Source organism: Streptococcus sp. 1559, assembly GCF_013276735.1.
Lineage (GTDB): Bacteria > Bacillota > Bacilli > Lactobacillales > Streptococcaceae > Streptococcus > Streptococcus pseudopneumoniae.
In genome coordinates, this window is record NZ_VMLO01000032.1 from 1 (window position 1) to 22,683 (window position 22,683).

Consider the following 22,683-nt stretch of genomic DNA (forward strand, 5'->3'; position numbering starts at 1 on the left):
AGATGTTTTTTGATTTTAGGATAGTATTAAACGAATCCGGTGCAATTACAATCTTCATATTTTCCCTCATTCTAAACAGTCAATCAAAGGAAGAACTTCTAAAAAATCCCTCTTGTCAACATGATTCGGTATTTCTTTTTTGAGTACTTCTTTGGCACAAAAAGCGATTCCTAGTCCCGCCGACTTCAACATCAATAAATCATTGGCCCCATCACCGATTGCAACCGTTCTTTCTTTAGGAAGTTTGAGTTTCTCTCTCCATTTTTCCAGAGTCTCTTTTTTGACCTGGGGACTGATAATTTGTCCAACTAATTTTCCTGTTAGAAGACTATCTTTGACTTCAAGTTGATTGGCAGAGAAATAGGCAATGCCAAGTGATTTTGCTAATCTCTCAACTATTGGTGTAAAGCCACCAGACACCAGACCAACTAGAATGCCATTCTGTTGGAGAATAGAGATGAATTCTTGGGCATTTGGCGTTAGATGAATAGAGTTGAAGACTGTATCAAAGACCGAAATAGGAAGGCCTTCCAACAAGGAAACTCTGTCTCGTAAACTGCTTTCAAAGTCCAACTCTCCTCGCATTGCTCGACTTGTAATCTGCGAAATTTCCTCCTCACGACCTACCTCTCTTCCCAACAAATCAATCACTTCTTCTAGGATTAAGGTTCCATCCACATCCATAACACACAATCCTTTTACTTGAGACATACCTTCTCCTCTCTAAACAGCCTAAAAATCGTATGAAGTCATCATACGATTTTATCTATTAATTAACTAAACTATGGTACAAGTCAAGATATGACTTGCAGGCTGTATCCCATGAGAAATCACACTCCATAGCTTGTTTTTGTAGATTTCTCCAAACATCAGGATGGTTTCTATACAAGTCCAAAGCTGTTTGGAAAGTCCAATTTAACCAATAAGGTGATAGATTGTCAAAGCTAAAGCCAGTACCGCTTCCTTCGATTGGATTAAAAGCGCGAACAGTATCTCGCAAGCCACCAACTTCATGGACCAATGGCAAGGTTCCATAACGCATAGCCATCATTTGAGACAAGCCACACGGTTCAAAACGACTCGGCATGAGGAAGAGGTCACAGGCAGCGTAGATTTCTTGAGCTAGTTTGACATCAAAAGTGATATTTGCTGATAGCTTGTCTGGGTAGATTTGAGCAAACCATGAGAAAGCTCCTTCAAAGGCTGGATCTCCAGTTCCCAAAAGAACAATCTGGACATCTTCCTGCAAGATATGGTGCAGACTTTCGACCACCACATCAAAACCTTTTTGACGTGTCAAACGAGAAACAATTCCCACCAGTGGAACGTCAGCTCTAACTGGCAAGGCAACTCTTTCTTGTAATTTTGCCTTGTTCTGAGCTTTTCCAGACAAATCTTCCTGATTAAAATGATAGTCTAAAAGAGCATCCGTCTGAGGATTATACAGGTCAGCATCAATCCCGTTCACGATACCAGACACCTTGCCAGACTCCATTCGAAGAATTTGATCCAAGTTACATCCGAACTGACTGGTCATAATTTCATGAGCATAGCTAGGTGAAACGGTTGAAACACGGTCAGCATAAAGAATACCAGCCTTCATCCAGTTCAGACAGTTGTTCCAGCGAAGGGTACCATCAGCATAACGTTCAAAGCCAACTCCAAACAAATCCCATAACATTCCTTCTGAAAATTGTCCTTGAAATTCCAAATTATGAATGGTTAAAACAGTTTTAATTCCTTGATAGGCTTGAATCCAACGGTATTTTTCCTTTAACAAGAACGGTATCATGGCTGTATGGTAGTCATGAACATGGAGAAGGTCAGGAATGAAGTCAATCCTTTCCATAGCCTCAATGGCAGCCAGTTGGAAGAAAGCGAAACGTTCCCCATCATCAAAATCACCGTAAACATGACCACGGAAGAAATAATATTGGCTGTCGATAAAGTAGAAAGTCACTCCGTTCAAAACTGTTTTCTTAATCCCACAGTACTGTCTGCGCCAACCAACACTCACCTCAAAATGAAGAACATCTTCAATCTGATTTCCAAATTTAGCCTCTACCATGTCATAGTAGGGTAAAATTACTGCAACTTCATGTCCCGCTTTTACCAGTGATTTAGGAAGAGCGCCAATGACGTCTCCCAGACCACCTGTTTTTGAAAAGGGTGCACCCTCTGCTGCTACAAATAAAATTTTCATGAATGAATATCCTCTGTTACTTTGCTACCTTTCTTAACGACAACTGGATGTTCTGCAGTTCCTCGAATCACAACACCAGGCTCAACTTCAACACCCTTGTCCAAGATAGCATATTCAACCTGAGCTCCTTCTCCAATAACAACACGAGGGAAGAGCAGGCTATCTTTAACCAAGCTATCCTTATGAACATGAATATTACGTGATAGAACAGAATTAGCAACTTGACCTTCAATGATACTACCAGACGCAAACTGAGAAGTGCTTACTTTAGATGTATTAGCATAGTAAGTTGGTTCTTCGTTCTTAACCTTTGTATAAATCTTTTGGTTTGGTGAGAAAAGAGAATAGAATTTTTGCGATTCAAGCATATCTTTATTAGCTTGGTAATAAGACTCTACAGAGTGAATATTGGCTAGATAGCCTGTGTATTCGTAGGCGAAAGCTCCCTCTTTTGCAGCCAAATCCCGTAAAACATAACGCAACTTCTCTGGATGTTCTTTTTTAGCTTCTTCTTCCAAGCGTTCAATCAACCAAGGTGTATCAACGACAAAGATATCTGTAGACATATTGAACGTTTCAGCTGTTGACTTGCTATCAAAGAGTTTATGAGAACGAACATGGTCTGTTTCATCCACTTCTAAGATTGCATTTACTTCTGAAATATCTTTCTTAGCTAGTTTTTTATAAACTACAGTGATAGGCCCTTTTGTTGTACTATGTAGATGGAAAACTTGGTTCAAATCAATGTTAATCAAAACATCACAGTTGAGTGAAACTGTTTGGTTTGACCCAGAACGTTTCAAATAAGTGAGAAGCTGTTGGTAGTATTCTTTTCCAACTGTGCTACTTTCTACACGGGTATTGTAAATTCCTAGATAGTAATGGCTAAGAAGGGTTGATAAGCCCCACTCGCGTCCTGAACGAATATGGTCAAAGACTGAGCTGATATTATCCTGCTGGAAAATACCAAAGACACTACGAACACCTGCATTAGCAAGGCTTGAAAGTGGGAAGTCAATCAAACGATATTTCCCACCAAATGGCAAACTTGCTACTGGACGGTGGTCTGTCAATGTCGACATATCGTGAAAACCAACTGTGTTTCCTAAAATGGCAGAATATTTATCAATCTTCATCTGTTGCTACCCCCACTACTTCATTATATCCTACAACTTGTACTTCATCTGTTCCATCAATTTCGACACCGTCAGAAATAATCGCACCTTCACCAATAATGGCACGTTTAATCTTAGCTCCTTGACCAATGATAGCTCCACTCATGATAACTGAATCAACAACTTCCGCTCCTTCGCGAACTTGCGCGCCTGTTGAAAGGATAGAATGTTTAACAGTTCCATCAACGAAACATCCGTCTACAACTAATGAGTCTTCCACATCAGCATTTGCTCCGAGGAAGTTTGGTGGTGAAATCAAGTTTCTTGAGTAAATCTTCCATTGACGGTTACGACTATCCAAGGCATTCTCTGGAGAAATGTACTCCATGTTCGCTTCCCAAAGAGACTCAATCGTACCAACATCTTTCCAGTAACCGCTAAATTCGTAAGCATAAACACTTTCACCTGACTCAAGGTAATTTGGAATGACATTTTTACCAAAATCTGACATATCTACATTGCTCTTTTCAGCAGCGACTAACATATTACGAAGGCGTTGCCAATCAAAAATGTAGATTCCCATAGAAGCTTTTGTAGATTTAGGTTGAGCTGGTTTTTCTTCAAATTCAACAATACGATTGTTAGCATCTGTGTTCATGATACCAAAACGGCTTGCTTCTTTAAGAGGGACGTCTAAAACGGCTACTGTCAAGCTGGCATTATTATCCTTATGAGACTGGAGCATATCATCATAGTCCATTTTGTAGATGTGGTCCCCAGACAAAATCAAGACATACTCAGGGTTGACACTGTCGATATAGTCGATATTTTGGTAAATAGCGTGACTAGTCCCTTCAAACCAACGATTTCCTTCACTGGCAGAATAAGGTTGAAGAATAGAAACACCAGAATTGATACCATCTAGTCCCCAGCTTGAACCGTTCCCAATATGATTGTTGAGAGCAAGAGGTTGATACTGTGTAATGACCCCAACATTATGAATCCCTGAGTTGGCACAGTTTGATAGGGCAAAGTCAATGATACGGTAGCGCCCACCAAATTGCACAGCTGGTTTTGCGATGCTTTGAGTGAGTTTACCGAGACGAGTTCCTTGCCCACCAGCAAGAATCAAAGCTAACATTTCATTCTTCATTTTCTACTCCTTTTTGGTTTTTATTTGTGACGGTTTTAGTAGATTTCAAGCGGCGTTTGATTTTCCATACACTAGCTCCCATAGCCGGTAGGGTAAAGGTTAAGGTCTGCTCATAATCTTTCCATAGTCCTTCTTGCGTTTGAACAGTTTGATTATGTTCTTTCCAAACGCCTCCCCACTCTTCTAGCTCAGTATTCCAGACTTCTTCGTAAATTCCTGCAACGGGTAGTCCGATTGTAAAATCTTTCCGTTCAACAGGTGCCATATTAAAGACGCAGACTAGCATTTCTCCCTTTTTACCCTTACGAATAAAGGAAAGAACACTCTGGTCTCGATTATCCGCATCAATGATTTCAATACCATCATAGCTGGTATCAATTTCCCACAGACAGCGGTTGTCTTTGTAAAACTGGTTTAGCTGAGAAGTGAAATACTTCATCTTAGCATTCATTGGGTCTTCTAGGTTAGACCATTCCAACTGTTCTTCAGATTTCCATTCTAGGAATTGACCATATTCGCTACCCATGAAGAGCAATTTCTTACCAGGGTGACAAATTTGGTACGTATAGAGATTGCGCAAGCCTGCGAATTGATTGTAACGATCTCCCCACATCTTATGCATCATACTCTTCTTGCCATGAACCACTTCATCGTGTGAAAATGGTAAGAGATAGTTTTCATTGAAAACATACATAAAGCTAAAAGTCACCAAATTAAAGTCATACTTACGGTAAATTGGGTCTTCTTCGTAGAAACGGAGGATATCATTCATCCAGCCCATGTTCCATTTGTAGTCAAATCCTAGACCACCAAGCTCTTTCATTCCTGTAATCTTGGTTGCAGACGAACTTTCTTCTGCAATCATCATCACATCTGGATATTCTAACTTAATAATCTCATTCAAGCGTTGAAGGAAATAATAACCTTCATAGTTGAGATTTCCCCCATCTTTATTAGGTGTCCATGGAGCATCATCATAGTCCAAATAAAGCATGTTGCTAACAGCATCCACACGAATACCATCCAAATGATAGACATCGATCCAATGCTTAATACAAGAAATTAAGAAGGACTGGACTTCATTTTTTCCAAGGTCAAAATTGAGAGCGCCCCAACCATAGTTATGAGCCTTATTATGGTCTTGGTATTCAAAAGTCGGTGTCCCATCATAATAGGCTAAGGCATCATCATTAATGGTGAAATGACCAGGTACCCAGTCTACGATAACCCCAATATTATGGATATGACACTCCTCGACAAAATCTTGAAACTCTTCAGGACGACCATAGGCATGCTCTAAAGCGAAGTAACCCATAAGCTGGTACCCCCAACTCAACCCCAAAGGGTGGGACATCAAGGGCATAAACTCAATATGAGTATAGTTCATTTCAACGAGATAAGGAATGAGTTCATCCTTGAGCTGGGAAAAACTATAAGGACTACCATCAGGATTTCTTTTCCATGAGCCAGCGTGAACTTCATAGATATTGACAGGACGTTCAGCAAAGCCCCAACGTTTTCTTCGTGCCAGCCAAAGTCCATCCCTCCATTTCTTCTCAGGAAGCTCTGTTACGATTGCCCCTGTTCCTGGACGAGCCTCATATCTGACAGCAAAAGGGTCAATTTTCATCAGTTGATGACCATTTTGACGTGTGACATGATATTTGTAAATATGCCCTTCTTGAGCCATGTTGGTAAAGACTTCCCAGACCCCAAAGTCATTTCTTACCATTGGAATCTGACCCTCAATCCAGTTGGTGAAATCCCCCACCAAGTGGACAGCCTGAGCATTGGGAGCCCAAACACGGAAAGTATAGCCATACTCTCCATTCACTTGCTCTTTATGTGCTCCTAGATAATGCTGAAGGTGAAAATTTTCTCCTGTCATAAAGGTGCGCAAAGCTTCTCTTTTATCCATAATACCTCCTCTTTCTCTGTAAGCGTTTTCTATAGATTTATTATACTACCTTTTTAGGGAAGATTCAAGTAAATTACTATACTTCTTTAAAATTATTTTGAAAATCTACAAAAAGTTCACTTTCTCGTTCAATTGTAAAGCAATATTTTTTCAAAAAAATGTGAAAACGCCTTTCTTTTCTCTACTATAATACCAAAAAGTTCGTATTTTTGCTACCAATATTATTTTTTTATAGCAAAAAATAAAACCAGGAAAACAATTTCCTGATTTTACACGTTTGATGAAAATATTTATCAAATTTTCTATACAAGTGAGTTATCAGCTAAGTTCTTTCTATTCGTTCACTTCCAATGATGTGTTAGAATAGCGAGATAGATGGTCTTTATAAAACACTCAAGACGGCTAGACTAATATCATCTAACACATTATCTTCTTTTGAACGACTATTAGTTACCAACATAGCTAAATTTCCTGCATTTTCAAATTGATAGGGTTCTGATTTAGCATTCACAACCACCAAGAGGTGTTCTTTCCCATGAACTTCATAGATAAGGCAGCCGCTATGTTCAATCGCAGAATGCACAAAGACATGATGGTAAATTTCATCATAGCTAGAGTAAGAAAAGGCACCAGTTTTTGTCTTCAATCGGATGACTTGACGGATAAACTCAATACTGTCTTGACGCTCATTGATCAAATCCCAGTTGACTTGGTTCACACTGTCAGGAGCATTATAGCTATTCATCGCACGCTCTCTATCATCATGGGTCAACTCACCATTCTCACCAGTCGCAACCAGTTTGGTCCGACCAAATTCTTGACCGATTTCCATAAAGGCCATCCCTTGCATGAGTAGGTTCATAGCTGTGGCTGTCTCGACCTTGCGCATGATTTGTTCTGAACTTTGGTTTGGATGAAGGGTTGCCAATAAATCGTGAAGATTGTAATTGTCATGGGCTTCCACATAGTTAAGCACCTGATTTGGATGTGTATAGGTTCCTAATTCACGACTTCCTAGGATTGCTTTGGCTAGAATTGGCTCTGTCGCAGCACCGCTGACAAAACCTGACTTGATAGCACCATAAACTTCTCCACCTTTGACAGCATCACGCTGATTGTCATTAAAGAAACCAATACTTGGCATTTCGTAGGCGTTGTCTTTCTTAGCCTTATCATAAGGTGCAAGACCTGTTCCCATGTCCCAACCTTCTCCATAGAGGATAATGTTAGGGTCGATTTCATCTAAGCTTTGACGAATCATCTGCATAGTCTTGACATCATGAATCCCCATTAAGTCAAAACGGAAGCCGTCAATATTGTATTCCTGAACCCAGTATAGAAGAGAATCAATCATATACTTGCGGAACATTTCGTGTTCACTGGCTGTTTCATTTCCAACGCCTGTTCCATTCTGGAAGGTACCGTCTGGATTCATACGATAATAGTAATCAGGGACAGTTGTTTGGAAAGGTGCATCAACAACTGAGAAGGTATGGTTATAGACCACATCCATAATAACACCAATACCCGCATCGTGGTAAGCTTGAACCATGGTCTTCAAATCACGAATAACCTGAGCTGGGTCGTCTGGATTAGTTGAAAAACTAGTTTCTGGCGCGTTATAGTTTTGTGGGTCATAACCCCAGTTGTAGGTTACATTCCCATCCTCATCGTATTCTTTGTGACGGTCTGCAATTGGTTGCAACTGAACATAATTGTAGCCCAGCTTCTTGATGTAATCAAAAGCAGTTGCTTGGCCGTACTGGTTAACTGTTCCAGTCTGTGCAGCACCTAAGAAAGTTCCTCGAAGATGTTCATCCACACCTGAGGTCGGTGATTTGGTCAAATCACGAATGTGCATTTCACAAATAACTGCCTTACATGGATTTGCCAAGCGCCAAGTAGCCTCTGAACCGTGCTTGACCTCGAAGTTTGCAACTTGCTTTTCTTCATGGCTCAGGATAGCTGAACGTTTGCCATCAGGACTGGTCGCGATGGTATAGGGATCGCGTGTCACTGTTTGGTGGTGAGGGAATTGGACTTGATACTGATAAGCCTTACCAGTCAAATCTTCCTCAACATCCAAACTCCAGACACCGATTGTATTGTCCTTGTGATTATAAGAGTAGCTATTGCCTCTCTCCATCTCAAAGGTCTTCCAAACAGGAGCATCATTAGCAGCTGATTCATAAACGACAACCTGCACTTCTGTCGCTGTTGGAGCCCAGAGAGCAAAACGAGCCTGATTGTCCTCTACACGGCAACCCAATTCCCCTTGGTAGCCCCAGTGGTGGTCGAAACTAGCGCTATTGATAGCCTTGTCAAAAGCAAAAGGATTTTGATTTTTATAGAAAGGACTTGCAATTGCAGGATTTTCAGAATAATAAATTCTATCATCGCCTTCCAAAATCCAGACCTCTGTTAAGAGGGGATAGTGATTAAAACGGATAGCATATTCTTTACTAGTTTGGCCTGTGTGAACCACAAAATTCAAGCTTTCTAAGGGATGAGCACTTGGGTGTTCAAAGCTAAATAAGGCTCCAAAATAATCTTCTTGGTAAGTTAGTAAATCAATTCGTTGATCCTTACTCTTTACAAAAGAGCAAGTGTCGTATTCACCATTCTTGCGATGGTAATGAATGCGCATAGGGTAGTTATACATTTTTATTTTTCCTTTTTACTTTTTAATTCGTTTCTATTTCACTAATAAATTCTTGACTAATCTCGTCTCGATTGACAAAAAATTCGATGTGATGATGGCAGACTTGAAGTTCAACTGGGGTATCTCCTCCATATTCCCCATCTAGGTTCAGCATAAATGGTTCTTGGTCATCTAAAACTTCTAAACGTAGTTTGCTAGTTTTAAGGTATTCGATATTGACGTCTGAGACATGCTGACCACCATTAATGGCCTGTATCAATAAGCCCAACATATCAAATAGCTTGTCTGTCTTGACCAAAATCAGAGTAAAATTACCATCGTCTAACTTGGTATCAGGCGCTAACTGCTCAAAACCTCCAATGGAATTGGTCAAGGCAACAAAAATCAAGGACACCTCTCCTTCAAAGACCCCCTGATCGTGTGTGATTCTCACTGGACGAACCTTGGTCTTAGGAAACATTTCAATGCCTTTAGCAACATAGGCAAAATAACCAAGACGCGTCTTGACTTCACTTGGAACACTGTAAGTCAATTCGGTTAAGGTTCCAGCAGCGGCAATATTAATAAAATATTTGTCGCCAAAAGCTCGTCCAATATCCATATGAATGGTCTCATTTTTAGCAATAATCTGAGCAGCCGCAACAGGATCACCCATTGGAATTTTTAGGGCACGCGCATAATCATTAGTCGTACCTGTTGGGATGATAGCAAGCCGAGGTCTCTTATCGAGCGAGGCAACCCCATTGACTACCTCATTAATTGTTCCATCACCACCTGCAGCAATAATCAAATCAAAACCAGCTTTGGCTGCTCTCTCAGCTTCTTTTTGTGCCGAAAGAGGTTCTGTAGTCGTTTGAAAGGCACTGGTTTCATAGCCAATATTTTCCAAAACATCCAGCACTTCTGCTATATTTTTCTTGATAATTTCCTGCCCTGAGGTTGGGTTATAAATTAAACGCGCACGTTTTCTTTCTTCTGTCATTGTTACAAACTTTCTAGCCAAGCTTCATCTCGAACTTCGATGCCAAATTCTTGTGCTTTTTGAAGTTTACTTCCAGCGTCTGCACCTGTCACAACGAGGTCGGTCTTTTTAGAAACACTGCCTGTTACCTTGGCACCCAGACTTTCGAGTTTACTTTTAGCTTCTGAGCGCTTGAACCGTTCCAATTTTCCAGTCAATACCACGGTCAAGCCTGACAAGGCCGCATTCGCAACTACTGTCTGACCTTTATAGTCCAGATTGACCCCAGCTTCTCTCAATTCTCTGAGGAGAATTTCAGAGCCTTCTGTAGCAAAGTAAGTCTGAAGACTCTTGGCAATCACACCACCCAAACTTTCAATACTAGCCACTTCCTCTGGATCTGCCTGAGCCAGATTTTCAATTGAATGAAAATGTTGAAGTAACAACTGACTGGCCTTGCTTCCGACATGGCGAATCCCTAGTCCAAACAAGAGTTTTTCAGCAGAGTTTTCCTTAGATGCTTGAATGGCTTGATACAGTTTAGCAGCGGACTTTTCCTTGATCCCCTCTAAAAGGAGGAAATCTTCTTCTTGCAAACGATAAATATCCGCCACATCCTTGACTAAATTAGCAGCAAAGAGTTTCTCAACAATAGATGGACCAAGGCCTGTAATATTCATAGCATCACGAGAAGCAAAGTGAATCAAGCCTTCCATGATTTGAGCAGGGCAACGCGGATTGATACAACGCAGGGCCACTTCATCTTCAAAGTGCAGCAAGTCAGAGTTACAACTTGGACAGTTTGTAGGGATATCCAGTTTCTCTTCAGAAACCCGTTTGGACTCTACTACACGTAAAACGGCAGGGATAATATCTCCAGCCTTATAAACGATAACCGTATCATCTTTTCGGATATCTTTTTCAGCAATATAATCCACATTGTGCAGAGTCGCACGGCTAACAGTTGTACCAGCTAGTTGTACTGGTGTTAGATTCGCAGTTGGGGTTACAACACCCGTACGGCCAACTGTCCAATCAACTGATAAGAGTTGAGCTTCTTTTTCTTCAGCTGGGAACTTGTAGGCTACTGCCCACTTTGGAGCTTTAACGGTAAAGCCAAGTTCTTCTTGGCCTGCTAGGTCGTTGACCTTGATTACCACTCCATCAATATCGTAAGGCAGATTTTCTCGTTCTTGTCCAACTTCTTGGATAAAATTCCAGATTTCATCCATGCTTTCAGCCAGAATTCGCTTAGGATTAACCACAAAACCTAGTTGTTCTAGGTGCTTCAAAACCTTTTCTTGACTATCACGAGTTGACGGGCTGGCTTCTTGATAGAGGAAGGTAGCAAGATTGCGCTTGGCAACTACTGCTGTATCCAACTGTCGCAGGGTGCCTGCTGCCGCATTACGAGGATTGGCAAATTCAGGCTCTCCATTTTCTTGTCGTGCTTGGTTGACCTGGTCAAAAGAAGCGCGTGGCATATAACATTCCCCACGAACTGTGATATCTAGTTCTTCTGGCAAAGTCAAAGGAATGTCCTTAACACGTTTGAGATTTTCTGTGATATTTTCTCCAATAGAACCGTCTCCACGTGTTGCACCAACAACTAAAATCCCCTTTTCATAAGTCAGCGAGATAGATAAGCCATCGATTTTCAGCTCACAAATATAGGTCGGATAAGCCACTTCCTTACGAACACGCGCATCAAATGCTTCAAGCTCCTCACGTGAAAAAGCATCCTGCAAACTATAAAGAGGATACTGATGACTGTATTTTTCAAAACCATCTAAAATCTTGCCACCAACACGATGGGTCGGACTGTCTGCTAGCACTTGATCTGGATAGGCAGTTTCTAACTCAACCAACTCTCGGTAAAGGCGATCATACTCACTGTCTGAAACCGAGGGATTATCGCTGGTATAGTACTCAGCCGCATAGCGATTGAGCAAGGCGACTAACTCATTCATTCTTTTATTCATAAGACCATTTTACCATAAACTAAGCCCTCCTCACAAACGAGAAGGGCGGAAAAAACACTTAGTTTGAAATTATTTTTGAAACTCAAGCAGCCTTATATCAATTTTTCAAAATGAGTTCGAACATAAATAAACGATATACAAGACAAGATGATAACACCACTTCCAATTATCAGGAAAGAAGAGAGATGTACACTTGGCAAGACTGTCATAAATCCTTTTGCAATAGGCATAAATAGAATAGCTAAGGTAAAAATTGTACTCAGTACTCTCCCAAGAAATTCGCTCTCAACCTTGGTTTGTACTTGAGTAAAAAAGTGAATATTAAAAATCGTCATAAACAATTCACAAACTAAATTTCCAGAAAAGGAAAGAAAATTTGGAAGTGGTAGTCCCATCATAAAAACTCCGACACCTGTCAAAGCCAGTAAAATCAAAAGATTATAAACACTTGCCTTTACTTTGCTAGCTAGAATAGCTCCCACAATGGAACCAATAGCCCCCATAGTTAAAATACTTGCATAGGCTCCTTCTGACCCGTAAAGCTGATTCGAAAAGGGAAGTAGAAATTCAAAAGCTGCAAAAAAGAAATTAACGCTGGAAGCTACCAGCAAAAGGAAAAAAATTTCTTGCTGATGCCAGATATAGTGTAACCCATCCTTGATATCTACAAACATATCTCTCCCAGTAAAAGCCTTTTTCTCTTGAACTCCTACTTCCTCTTTTGGAAGGAAAGCCACTAGAACAAAAGCAATGAAAAAAGTCAGCGAGTCTAGCAGTAGCGTCATATGGAGACTTGCAAACTGTAAAACAAGGAAGGAAAGAACAGGAGAGCTAACACCTACAACCTGCAAAACCAGCTCTAAGCGAGAGTTATAGATCACAATCTCATCTTTCTCAACAACCTCAGTTATAATGGCCTTATTTGCAGGTCTAGAAAATGCAAAAGCAATAGCCTGAACAATATTGGCAACAATCAAAGCTCCAATCATCCAGCTGTCATTTCTTATAAAAGAAATAGCCAGACAAAGAATCCCACAAACAAGGTCCGTCGTCATTAAAATCTTACGACGAGAAAAACGGTCTGAAATGACTCCGCCAAATGGGTTGACGAGAATGGATGTGACGAGTTCAGAAATCTGATACATTCCTAAAACTGTCTGTCCGATAGTTCCCATGGAAGCCAACCAGACACTATTGCCATAATCATAAAGCATATTCCCTATCCTGTTAACAGCTCCACGGCTAATCAACTGTACTGCATAGCGATTCATATAAAAACTCCTCTCAAATTTTGAAACTATTGTATCAAAACTGAAAGGAGCTTTTTATTTTTTCCCTTATTTGGGAAAATTAATTTTTGATAAATTTTTCGTAGTGTTCCTGATAATAGGCTACTTGCTCTGGAAGACCTAGCACGTCAAAAATATGCATGGCCTCTTGCATCTGCTTACAGCCTTCTTTACACTGTCCTTTTTGATATAAGGCAAAACCTTTTAAATAATGGAAAATATTACGCTCATAAAGCTTAATACCTTTACCAATAATCTTCTCTGTATAAGCCTCAAAATAGCTAGCGTTATCAAAAGAAAGATGCTCTAAACAATGCTGGTAACAATTAAGGGCTAAAATCAACACTAATCTCTTATGGCGACCAATCTCTTGGTAAAATTCCTCCCTCTCCATAATTTCTCTACCAATCCGAGTGACATAGTCCACATCGTAGAAACTATAGAGGTTACCGAAAAGAATCAACTCATACATAGTCCATTCTTCTGTTTTGAAGAGATAATCTGCTACCTTATCCAAATCATCCTGCTTCATATCATAACTCGAATCTCTTTGACAAATCAGACCCTGTAACAAAATCCAGTTCAGCTCAAAATAAAGGGGAGTCGTCGAACTCTTAGCCTTTTCAAGTTGTTCTTCTTGAAGCTTTTGAAAACCTGCAATATCATTTGAGTAGTAAAGTGGGATAATCTGTGCCATCATAGACACATGTTCATGATTATGAAAATCCCTAGCCTTGTCCATGAAATTTTCAATGGTCACATGAATATTATCCAAAATTTCAAAAAAACGTGAGACTGCTAGGTCAGATTCCCCAAGCTCAAAGCGAGATAACTGAGAGGTTGAACAGGACTCGCCTGCTGCTTCCTTTAAAGAATAATTTCCACTTGTTCGAAATTCACGAAATACTTTTCCAAGATGTTCCATCTTTACATCTGCTCTGATAATTCTTCCCACTCAAGCATAGCTTCTTCCTGACGGTGGCTGATTTTGTCCAGCTCAGCCTGCAATTCCATCAGTTTGTCGGCATCGTTTGTTTCCAACATTTGTTCAGAAATGGCTTGGCTTTGACTTTCTAGCTCTTCAATTTCAGCTTCTAGACTTTCGATTTGTCGCATGAGCTTACGAACTTCTTTTTGACTTTCTTTCTGAGCTTGATAGTCATTGACTGGGCTTGCTTCTTTTGCTTGATTGCTGGTTGAAGCTTCCTCTGTCAGACCGACTTCCATTTCAGCCTTTTTATCGACATAATAATCGTAATCTCCCAAGTAAAGAGTCGAGCCATTCTCAGACAATTCCAGTACATGAGTTGCCACACGATTGATAAAGTAACGGTCGTGGCTGACGAAGAGAAGAGTTCCATCGAAGTCAATCAAGGCATTTTCCAACACTTCCTTGCTATCAATATCCAAGTGGTTGGTTGGCTCGTCCAGAATCAAGAAGTTGTTGTTTTCCAAAGACAATTTAGCCAAAAGCAAACGTGCTTTCTCGCCACCAGACAGCATGCCAACTGATTTTTTGACATCATCTCCTGAGAAAAGGAAGGCACCTAGACGGTTACGGATTTCAACTTCTGGTGTCAACTTAAAATCATTCCAGAGTTCATCCAGTACAGTATTACTTGGTGTCAGCTTGCTTTGGGTCTGGTCATAGTAACCAACCTCAACATTAGCGCCAAAGCGCTTTTCCCCCTTGATAAAAGGAATCTGGTCCACAATAGACTTGATAAAGGTTGACTTGCCGATACCATTTGGACCAACGATAGCGACAGCATTCATCTTACGAAGATCTAGGTTGATAGGTTGTGACAAGACTTCCCCGTCATAACCAATAGCCGCATTTTCAACAGTCAATACAACATTACCAGAGTTTTTTTCCGACTGGAAGGTCATATTGGCTGCTTTCTTGCCAGCTTCAGGTTTATCCAAACGTTCCATTTTTTCCAGTTGTTTACGTCGAGATTGGGCACGTTTGGTCGTTGAAGCTCGGACTAGATTGCGATTGACAAAGTCTTCCAGAGCCGCAATCTCCTTCTGTTGCTTTTCATAATTTTTTGCCTCAGTAGCTAGCTTCTGCTCCTTCAACTCAACAAAACGAGAGTAATTCCCTACATAGCGATCCAAGGAATGCTTGGTCAAATCTAGCGTAATCGTCGCAACCTTATCCAAGAAATAACGGTCGTGGCTAACAATAATGAGGGCACCGCTATAGTTTACCAAGTAATTCTCTAGCCAGGCAATGGTTTCAATATCCAAGTGGTTGGTTGGTTCGTCCAATACCAAAAGATTGGGCTTTTCAAGGAGCATTTTAGCAAGTGCCAAACGAGTATTTTGACCACCTGAAAGTTCAGCTATTTTCATCTGCCACATAGACTCGTCAAACTTGAAACCATTCAAAATCGCTCGAATATCAGCTTCATAGGTAAAGCCACCTGCTTGGTGAAAATTTTCAGATAAGCGGTCGTAATCTGACATCAGCTTATTTAAGTCCTCACCAGACTTTTCACCCATCTCCAGCTCCATCTGACGAAGTTGTTTCTCAGTCCGACGCAAGTCATCAAAGACATGAAGCATCTCATCGTAGATGGTATTTTCAGACTCAAAACGGCTATCTTGGGCTAGGTAAGACAGAGAAATATCTTTTTTCTTATTGATTTCTCCGCTAGTTAGCTCCTCTTCTCCAACTAAAATCTTCAAAAGAGTAGACTTACCTGCACCATTTTTCCCAACAAGGGCAATCCGGTCTCGTTCATCAACCTGCAGGTTAATATTATCGAAAAGAACCTCTCCTGCAAAAGAACGTTCAATTTTATTAGCTTGTAAAATAATCATACAAACAGTATAGCATGTTTCCCTAAGGCATTCAAGATAATCGTAAGTATTTTAGCGAAGAACTTGTAACATAAAATAAATTATGTAAAATTTGTATTGGATTCCTTCGCTATCTTGTTGGATTTTCTAATAAGCTAATCTTGCTTCAAATAGTTATCGCACAATTCTATTATTTAATTCTTTTCATTATATACGTACGTATAGCGGATTGAAATAAGATGAGAACAAATCGATTGAGGAAGTAAAATTAATTTCTATAAATGTTTTAGAAATTGTTTCGTACTATTTTAGATTCAACTACTATATATACAATATTTTCGGAGCATTCAACTTTTTAACTCTATTTATTACTAGATTTCATAATTAAAAAGCCTACTGACCAAGCTAGAAAGCTTGATACAATAGGCTTTTTAAAGGCTGATTATTTAACAGCGTCTTTAAGAGCTTTACCAGCTTTGAATGCTGGAACTTTAGAAGCTGCAATTGTCATTTCTTTACCAGTTTGTGGGTTGCGACCTTTACGTTCTGCACGCTCACGAACTTCAAAGTTACCAAAACCGATCAATTGAACTTTTTCACCAGCTGCAAGATAGTCAGCTACTGCTGCAAATACAGCTTCAACTGCTGCTGCTGAGTCTTTCTTAGTCAATTCTGTAGCTTCTGCTACTTTAGCGATCAAATCTTGTTTGTTTGCCATGTTAACGATTCCTCCAAATAATTTCTAATTAACAAATATAATCATATCCTAAAATCCCTTTTAGGTCAAGTTAAAAACGCTATTTCTTCCCATTTTCTTTATTTTTTTAGGAATGGTAACGTACCAAAATAGCCCAAGCGTTCTCACCTGTGTGAGTTTGAATAATGGAACCCGTTTCCAAAACAGAAATTGGCTTTTCAACATAAGCTTGTAAGCTTTCTTTCATCTCTTTTGCCCAATCATCACTACCAGAATATGAAATTCCAATCTCTGCTACAGAACGTTCAGAGAGAGATGTTATCAACTCATCTAACCATTTTTTAAAGGTTTTAGCTCCACGACCTTTAACCATTGGCTGCAATTCATGGTCTTTCATTTGCATGACAACACGGATATTGAGAAGGGAGCTCAACAATCCAGTTACACGGCCAATTCGTCCACCTTTGACAAGATTTTCCAAAGTTGAAACACCAATATAAAGCTCTGTATGGTTTTTAACCTCTTCTACATGAGATAAAATTGTCTCCATATCTTTACCTTCTTGAGCTAACTTCGCAGCCTCAACAACTTGGAATTTCAGGGCTTGGTCAGTGAAGGAACTATCAACAACAGTCACGTCGGCAGTAGATAGGCTAGCACCTTGACGCGCTGCTTCTACAGTACCCGAAAGAGCATGGGACATATGAATAGCAAGAATCTGGCTACCATCCTTGCATAGGTTTTCAAACACTTCAGCAAAGACACCTACAGGCGGCTGGCTTGTTTTCGGAAGATTCTTAGCTTCTTGCATCAAGTGAAGAAATTTACCTTCTTCTTTCAAATCAGCATCAGAATAAACAACATTATCAATCATTACAGATAATGGAACAATTGTAATATCTAATTGCTTTACTAGTTCAGGTTCAATAGTAACAGATGAATCGGTTACAATCTTAATTTTTGTCATAGTATCAATCTTTCTATTTTAGGATTCAGATTGGTTTCCTTGCTTCTAATTATATCAAAAAAAAGATTAAAAATCCTAATGGAGTCAATCAAATTTTCCGTAAAATTTGATATAATCAACTTATAAGAAAAGAGGTGTCCTATGATTAAAAAAATTTACCCCATTTTTACCATTTTACTAGGTGCTGCTATTTATGCTTTTGGACTGACTTATTTTGTAGTTCCCCATCATCTCTTTGAAGGAGGGGCGACAGGCATTACCCTCATCACCTTTTATCTTTTTAAAATCCCTGTTTCCCTCATGAACCTGCTGATTAACATTCCCCTTTTCATCCTAGCTTGGAAGATCTTTGGAGCTAAATCCCTCTATTCTAGTTTACTAGGAACATTAGCTTTGTCCGCCTGGTTAGCTTTTTTTGAGCATATTCCCCTTCATATTGATCTTCAAGGTGATTTACTAATCACAGCCCTTATAGCGGGAATCCTATTAGGAATTGGCCTTGGAATTATTTTTAATGCTGGAGGTACAACTGGCGGAACTGATATTCTAGCTCGTATTCTCAACAAATACACTCATATATCCATAGGAAAACTGCTCTTTATCTTAGATTTTTGTATTCTCATGTTGATTCTCCTAATCTTCAAGGATTTGAGATTGGTTTCCTACACGCTTTTGTTTGATTTTATTGTTTCTCGTGTTATTGATTTGATTGGTGAAGGAGGATATGCCGGCAAAGGCTTTATGATTATCACAAAACGTCCTGACCAACTTGCTAAGGCAATTAATGATGACCTCGGAAGAGGTGTTACTTTTATTTCTGGTCACGGCTACTATAGTAAAGAAAATTTGAAAATCATCTACTGTATTGTCGGTAGAAATGAGATTGTGAAAATGAAAGAAATGATTCATCGAATCGATCCTCAAGCCTTTATAACCATTACAGAAGCCCATGAAATCCTAGGAGAAGGATTCACCTTTGAAAAAGAATAAAAAGAGGTAGTGTAGTGATCTCAAAAGTTAGACTACATCATCTATCTTTTGGGTTACAGACAACCTCTTTTTTGTTTTATTTACTCAAGCTCTTAAGACCAATTCCGAGTTACTTCTTCATCAGTCTTTAACTGATCCACTAATTGGTCAACTGAGTCAAATTTGGTCATATCTCGAATGCGATCAAGCCAATAAACCATGACGGTTTCCCCATAAATATCTTGATTAAAATCAAAAATATTGACTTCAAAACGTGCTTCTTCTCCATCAAAGGTCACATTTTTCCCGACACTAGCCATAGCACGATACTTCTGTCTTTGAATCTCAACATCAACGACATAAACGCCATCTGCTGGCATATAAGTACGGTCTAAAAGCACTAAATTCGCTGTCGGATAACCAATTGTACGACCACGAGCATTACCATGAACCACCATACCTCTTGATGGAAGCGGTGCCCCCAAAAGTTTTCCTGCTTCTTTCACATCTCCATCTAAAATAGCTTGACGGATACGAGTTGAACTAATCTTTCCTTTCTCATCTTCTACAGGTGGAACAATGATAACTTCTCCATCAAAGTAATCCTTTAAATCTTCTGCTGTTTTTTTGTCAGAACCAAATGTATAATCAAAACCTGCAACAATAATTTTGGCATTCATAGCCTTGATATAAGTTGCAAAAAATTCTTCTGCCGTGAGACTAGCGAATTGACTACTAAAATCAAGGAGATATAATTCTTCTACACCTTCGCGCTTTAATTTTCTTTCACGTTCAGCAGGGTTCAAAATATGCAAAAACAAATCTGGATGATAAGGCTCTAAAGCGATCTTTGGAGATTCATTAAAGGTCATAACGACGATAGGCAATAAATCCTTTCTCGCAGCCTTGTTGGCAACACGAAATAATTCTTGATGCCCCTTATGTATGCCATCAAAATAGCCGAGAACAACGACTGAATCAGATGGTGTGCCAATATCTTTTTGGTTTTTTATAGGAATAGTAATAATCATAAAATAATTATATCATAGCGATAGCTATTTCTGGAACAGAAAATCTGAAATGTCGTTTTTTTCACCTGAAGTGTAGCTGTTTTCAAAAAGCACTTCACTCTATCGTTGCTTAACTATGAACTTTGCAATATTCTTCTCAAAAACTTGTAGGACATCTTCAAAAGTTTGAAAGGAGTGATTAGACTTGTTCGGTAACCATAAAGTGTCATACTATGCTTATGTATGAAAAAGCAATGCAACTAACTCCTGAGAACTTTAAATTACTAATTGGTGCCGAAAAGGTAGAATTTAGAATCGAGGTACACCTATGGCTGTAAAATTTACAAAATGAGACAACTTGGGCAAGATGTTTGAAGAATTTCCTAAACTCCCTGATTTGAAGCAAGTCACTTTCCCTGATGACAAAGAAAAAGCCAAAGCAGCAAAGAAAAACTAGATGACTGCTTTCCAACAACTCCCATCTAATGTGCTTCAGACTGGGTTATTTTTCTCTCCATCTGTTATCTTGGATTCTCGCTAAAGAATATCTTTTTCCTTATCAGAAGGAACGGCTCAAGCCATTCAGACAAGTGAAGGGATGACAAGCCAATATTTGAAACCAGATACCAGTTCTTATTTCATTTTACTATATTAAAAAGTATGGGTACCAAACAAAAAACAGGCTCTCCGAAAACTCGGAAAGCCTTATTTAATGCTACTTCTAGCTTCCTCGCCTTTACAGTTCAAGGCTCGGGATAAAAAGGTTCACTGAACCTTTTTATTTAGCGATTGGGTAAACAGAAACTTGTTTTTTATCGCGTCCTTTACGTTCAAAGCGTACTACGCCTTCAACTTTAGCGAACAAAGTATCGTCTCCGCCACGACCAACGTTTACACCTGGATAGATGTGTGTACCACGTTGACGGTAAAGGATTGATCCACCTGTTACAGTTTGTCCGTCAGCTGCTTTAGCTCCAAGACGTTTTGCTTGTGAATCACGTCCGTTTGATGTAGAACCTCCACCTTTTTTGTGGGCGAAAAGTTGCAAGTTGTTAAGAGTCATTTTTAACATAATGTTTTCCTCCGTGTTAGTTTTCTGTGATAACTCTGGTTTGGACGAACTCAGACGAGTTCTCCGATAAGTTTGCCATACCTAAGAAAAATGATTCAAAGAATAACTGGGTCATTTCTCTCTGGTGTGAAGGAAGATCTTTTGGAATTTCAACCATCAGATAACCACCTTCATCTTCGTTTAATTCTAGGATTGGTTCATAGCCTGCAAATTTCTCAATAGAATTGATAAAGTTAATGGCAAGCGTAGAAACCGATGCACACACGACATCTAAGCCGCATTCGCCACTCTCGGCGTGTCCAGTAATTTCCGCATTCCTCAGCTCGCCATCTTCGGCTCTCTCAAAGACTGCTTGTATCATGTGTTCTCCTTAAAATTAAGCGTTGATTGCGTTGATGACAACTTTAGTATATGGTTGACGGTGACCTTGTTTACGGTGGCTACCTTTTTTAGGTTTGTACTTGTAAGTAACCACTTTCTTTTGTTTTCCTTGTTTTTCAACAGTTCCAACCACAGTAGCTCCAGCAACAAGTGGAGTTCCGACAACAGTGTTTTCACCACCAACAAGAACAACTTCGTTAAAAGTAACTTCTTGACCAGCTTCAACGTTCAATTTTTCAACGTAAACTGCTTGACCAACTTCAACTTTAACTTGTTTTCCGCCAGTTTTGATAATTGCGTATGTGCTCATTATGCACCTCCTATGATTTTTATGGGTTTCCCCGAATTTTTTGTGAAGACTCGCCTAGCATCGTGGGACGAACCACTTAAACTTGAATAATCGAGCAACGATGTTCGTGCGGTTGCACAGGATTGTGCATAGTCAACTCTCTAAGTATAGCATATCTCCTATTTTCTTACAAGTAATAACACCTAAAATCAAGCTTTTTCTTTTACTTTTTCCGCCACGAGGCAAAAAGCATGCTGATATAAAAAATGCTCATCATAATAGGAACACCAAGAATGGTCTTTTCATGATAGAAAATCGTCAAATAGGCTGAAAAGACAACGCCAAGGATAAAACTACTAAGCAGGCTAACAAATATGAACCCTTCACGCAAAAAAGGAGTGTGCTTAGTTCGGAAATAATTTCCAAAAGCTAGCATTGTTCGTTTGATATTCCCTGTCATAAAGGCATTATTATAAGCAATACCCGAAACCTCACCAAAGGCAGTTGTCACCAGTCCCATACAGAAGGCCAAGGGCGGCACTAGATAGATATTATCTACAGTTTGTGGCACAAAACCAATAATTATTGATAAGATTACCAAAGGAATCAGTGACAGAATTGGCTTTTTCACAATTCTCAATTTTTCCCTATAAATGGTTAGTAAAAAAACTCCCAGCATAAACGCTATTAAGGTTAAAAGCTTATCCCTAACATCCGAAACATTATTCTGTATTAGCTCTACCGAAAGAAAGACAACATTTCCAGTTTGTCCAGCTACAAGGGTATTCCCGCGAACAATAAAAGTGTAAGCATCCACATATCCAGCACAAAACGTCAAAAAAAGTGCTAACCTTTTAGACTGACGTGATATTTTTCTTATAGGTAATAACCTCATTTTCCCTCCCATTGTATTTTCTCTTAGAAATATTGTACCATTTTCTTTCTAAAAAATCGTAGGCTACCATTTAGATTTTACTATTAGCATAAAAATAATAATAGACAACTATTTATCCGAAAATAGATAGAGGTAGCATGTTTGTAGACAAAGCATACAAACCTTTAGTAAAATCATTTCCATGAAACTAGAATAGAGCCCCTCTTAACAAAAATAATTATTTTAATTTATTTCTAATCACTCCTTGATATAAATAACTCTCACCAATAAAAGACTATGTCTTAAAAAAATGGTATAATCCCGACTTTATCA

General features: G+C 39.4%; 19 protein-coding genes, 1 pseudogene and 1 other annotated feature. Of the genes and pseudogenes, 2 read left to right on the forward strand and 18 right to left on the reverse strand.

Translation table 11 applies throughout. From position 1 onward, the window contains the following. Positions 1-66: 66 nt before the first annotated feature. From serB to fakB, 13 genes are all read right to left on the reverse strand, one after another. On the reverse strand, positions 67-711 hold the full coding sequence (gene serB, locus HT688_RS05500; RefSeq protein WP_172923635.1) for a phosphoserine phosphatase SerB: 645 nt from the start codon (positions 709-711) through the stop codon (positions 67-69). 58 nt (positions 712-769) lie between these two features. After that, complete coding sequence (gene glgA, locus HT688_RS05505) at positions 770-2,203, reverse strand: glycogen synthase GlgA (RefSeq protein ID WP_000697307.1); 1,434 nt, start codon at positions 2,201-2,203, stop codon at positions 770-772. Further along, the gene (gene glgD / locus HT688_RS05510; protein WP_000687041.1) at positions 2,200-3,339 is read right to left on the reverse strand and encodes a glucose-1-phosphate adenylyltransferase subunit GlgD; all 1,140 of its coding nucleotides are present in this window, start codon (positions 3,337-3,339) and stop codon (positions 2,200-2,202) included. The genes glgA and glgD overlap by 4 nt, the downstream gene beginning before the upstream one ends. Beyond that, positions 3,329-4,471 carry a glucose-1-phosphate adenylyltransferase gene (locus HT688_RS05515; RefSeq protein ID WP_000787253.1) on the reverse strand — a complete coding sequence of 381 codons (1,143 nt, stop codon included), beginning with the start codon at positions 4,469-4,471 and terminating at the stop codon, positions 3,329-3,331. The genes glgD and HT688_RS05515 overlap by 11 nt, the downstream gene beginning before the upstream one ends. After that, complete coding sequence (gene glgB, locus HT688_RS05520; protein WP_000361115.1) at positions 4,461-6,389, reverse strand: 1,4-alpha-glucan branching protein GlgB; 1,929 nt, start codon at positions 6,387-6,389, stop codon at positions 4,461-4,463. Before glgB ends, HT688_RS05515 begins: the two co-directional genes overlap by 11 nt. 382 nt (positions 6,390-6,771) lie before the next feature. Continuing rightward, on the reverse strand, positions 6,772-9,051 hold the full coding sequence (gene pulA, locus HT688_RS05525) for a type I pullulanase (protein WP_101514379.1): 2,280 nt from the start codon (positions 9,049-9,051) through the stop codon (positions 6,772-6,774). A gap of 22 nt (positions 9,052-9,073) precedes the next feature. Then, positions 9,074-10,033: a diacylglycerol kinase family lipid kinase gene (locus HT688_RS05530; RefSeq protein WP_000134183.1), complete on the reverse strand. Its 960-nt coding sequence runs from the start codon at positions 10,031-10,033 to the stop codon at positions 9,074-9,076. Positions 10,034-10,035: 2 nt separating this feature from the next. Beyond that, positions 10,036-11,994 carry an NAD-dependent DNA ligase LigA gene (gene ligA, locus HT688_RS05535; protein WP_050254418.1) on the reverse strand — a complete coding sequence of 653 codons (1,959 nt, stop codon included), beginning with the start codon at positions 11,992-11,994 and terminating at the stop codon, positions 10,036-10,038. Between the two features lie 92 nt (positions 11,995-12,086). After that, entirely contained in the window at positions 12,087-13,265 is a 1,179-nt protein-coding gene (locus tag HT688_RS05540; protein ID WP_138702634.1) for an MFS transporter, read from the reverse strand. 79 nt (positions 13,266-13,344) lie between these two features. After that, positions 13,345-14,208, reverse strand: coding sequence for an Rgg family transcriptional regulator (locus HT688_RS05545; protein ID WP_050207570.1), 864 nt, complete (start codon positions 14,206-14,208; stop codon positions 13,345-13,347). A 2-nt stretch (positions 14,209-14,210) separates the two neighbouring features. Then, positions 14,211-16,112, reverse strand: a complete 1,902-nt coding sequence (locus HT688_RS05550; RefSeq protein ID WP_138703102.1) for an ABC-F family ATP-binding cassette domain-containing protein — start codon at positions 16,110-16,112, stop codon at positions 14,211-14,213. Positions 16,113-16,533: 421 nt separating this feature from the next. Beyond that, the gene (gene hbs / locus HT688_RS05555; RefSeq protein ID WP_001284639.1) at positions 16,534-16,809 is read right to left on the reverse strand and encodes a non-specific DNA-binding protein Hbs; all 276 of its coding nucleotides are present in this window, start codon (positions 16,807-16,809) and stop codon (positions 16,534-16,536) included. Between the two features lie 106 nt (positions 16,810-16,915). Next, positions 16,916-17,755, reverse strand: a complete 840-nt coding sequence (gene fakB, locus HT688_RS05560) for a fatty acid kinase binding subunit FakB (protein ID WP_050207568.1) — start codon at positions 17,753-17,755, stop codon at positions 16,916-16,918. Between the two features lie 141 nt (positions 17,756-17,896). On the opposite strand from fakB, the gene HT688_RS05565 reads away from it, so the two are divergent. Then, the gene (locus HT688_RS05565) at positions 17,897-18,745 is read left to right on the forward strand and encodes a YitT family protein (RefSeq protein ID WP_000592055.1); all 849 of its coding nucleotides are present in this window, start codon (positions 17,897-17,899) and stop codon (positions 18,743-18,745) included. A gap of 92 nt (positions 18,746-18,837) precedes the next feature. On the opposite strand, the gene HT688_RS05570 is transcribed toward HT688_RS05565, so the two are convergent. Further along, positions 18,838-19,755, reverse strand: coding sequence for a bifunctional riboflavin kinase/FAD synthetase (locus tag HT688_RS05570; RefSeq protein WP_000587435.1), 918 nt, complete (start codon positions 19,753-19,755; stop codon positions 18,838-18,840). 529 nt (positions 19,756-20,284) lie between these two features. On the opposite strand from HT688_RS05570, the pseudogene HT688_RS12285 reads away from it, so the two are divergent. Next, positions 20,285-20,374, forward strand: a pseudogene (locus HT688_RS12285) (TIGR03943 family putative permease subunit); the annotation flags it as partial. A 138-nt stretch (positions 20,375-20,512) separates the two neighbouring features. Here HT688_RS12285 and rpmA read toward each other — a convergent pair. The 4 genes from rpmA to HT688_RS05595 all read right to left on the reverse strand — a co-directional run bounded on the left by rpmA (position 20,513) and on the right by HT688_RS05595 (position 22,383). After that, positions 20,513-20,806: a 50S ribosomal protein L27 gene (rpmA, locus tag HT688_RS05580; protein WP_000916509.1), complete on the reverse strand. Its 294-nt coding sequence runs from the start codon at positions 20,804-20,806 to the stop codon at positions 20,513-20,515. Between the two features lie 16 nt (positions 20,807-20,822). Then, the gene (locus tag HT688_RS05585; RefSeq protein ID WP_000613692.1) at positions 20,823-21,167 is read right to left on the reverse strand and encodes a ribosomal-processing cysteine protease Prp; all 345 of its coding nucleotides are present in this window, start codon (positions 21,165-21,167) and stop codon (positions 20,823-20,825) included. Positions 21,168-21,182: 15 nt separating this feature from the next. Further along, positions 21,183-21,497, reverse strand: a complete 315-nt coding sequence (gene rplU / locus HT688_RS05590) for a 50S ribosomal protein L21 (protein WP_000109141.1) — start codon at positions 21,495-21,497, stop codon at positions 21,183-21,185. 36 nt (positions 21,498-21,533) lie between these two features. Then, positions 21,534-21,621 (reverse strand) — a sequence feature (ribosomal protein L21 leader region). Positions 21,622-21,699: 78 nt separating this feature from the next. After that, positions 21,700-22,383: a YoaK family protein gene (locus tag HT688_RS05595; RefSeq protein WP_172923636.1), complete on the reverse strand. Its 684-nt coding sequence runs from the start codon at positions 22,381-22,383 to the stop codon at positions 21,700-21,702. Between the last annotated feature and the right edge of the window lie 300 nt (positions 22,384-22,683).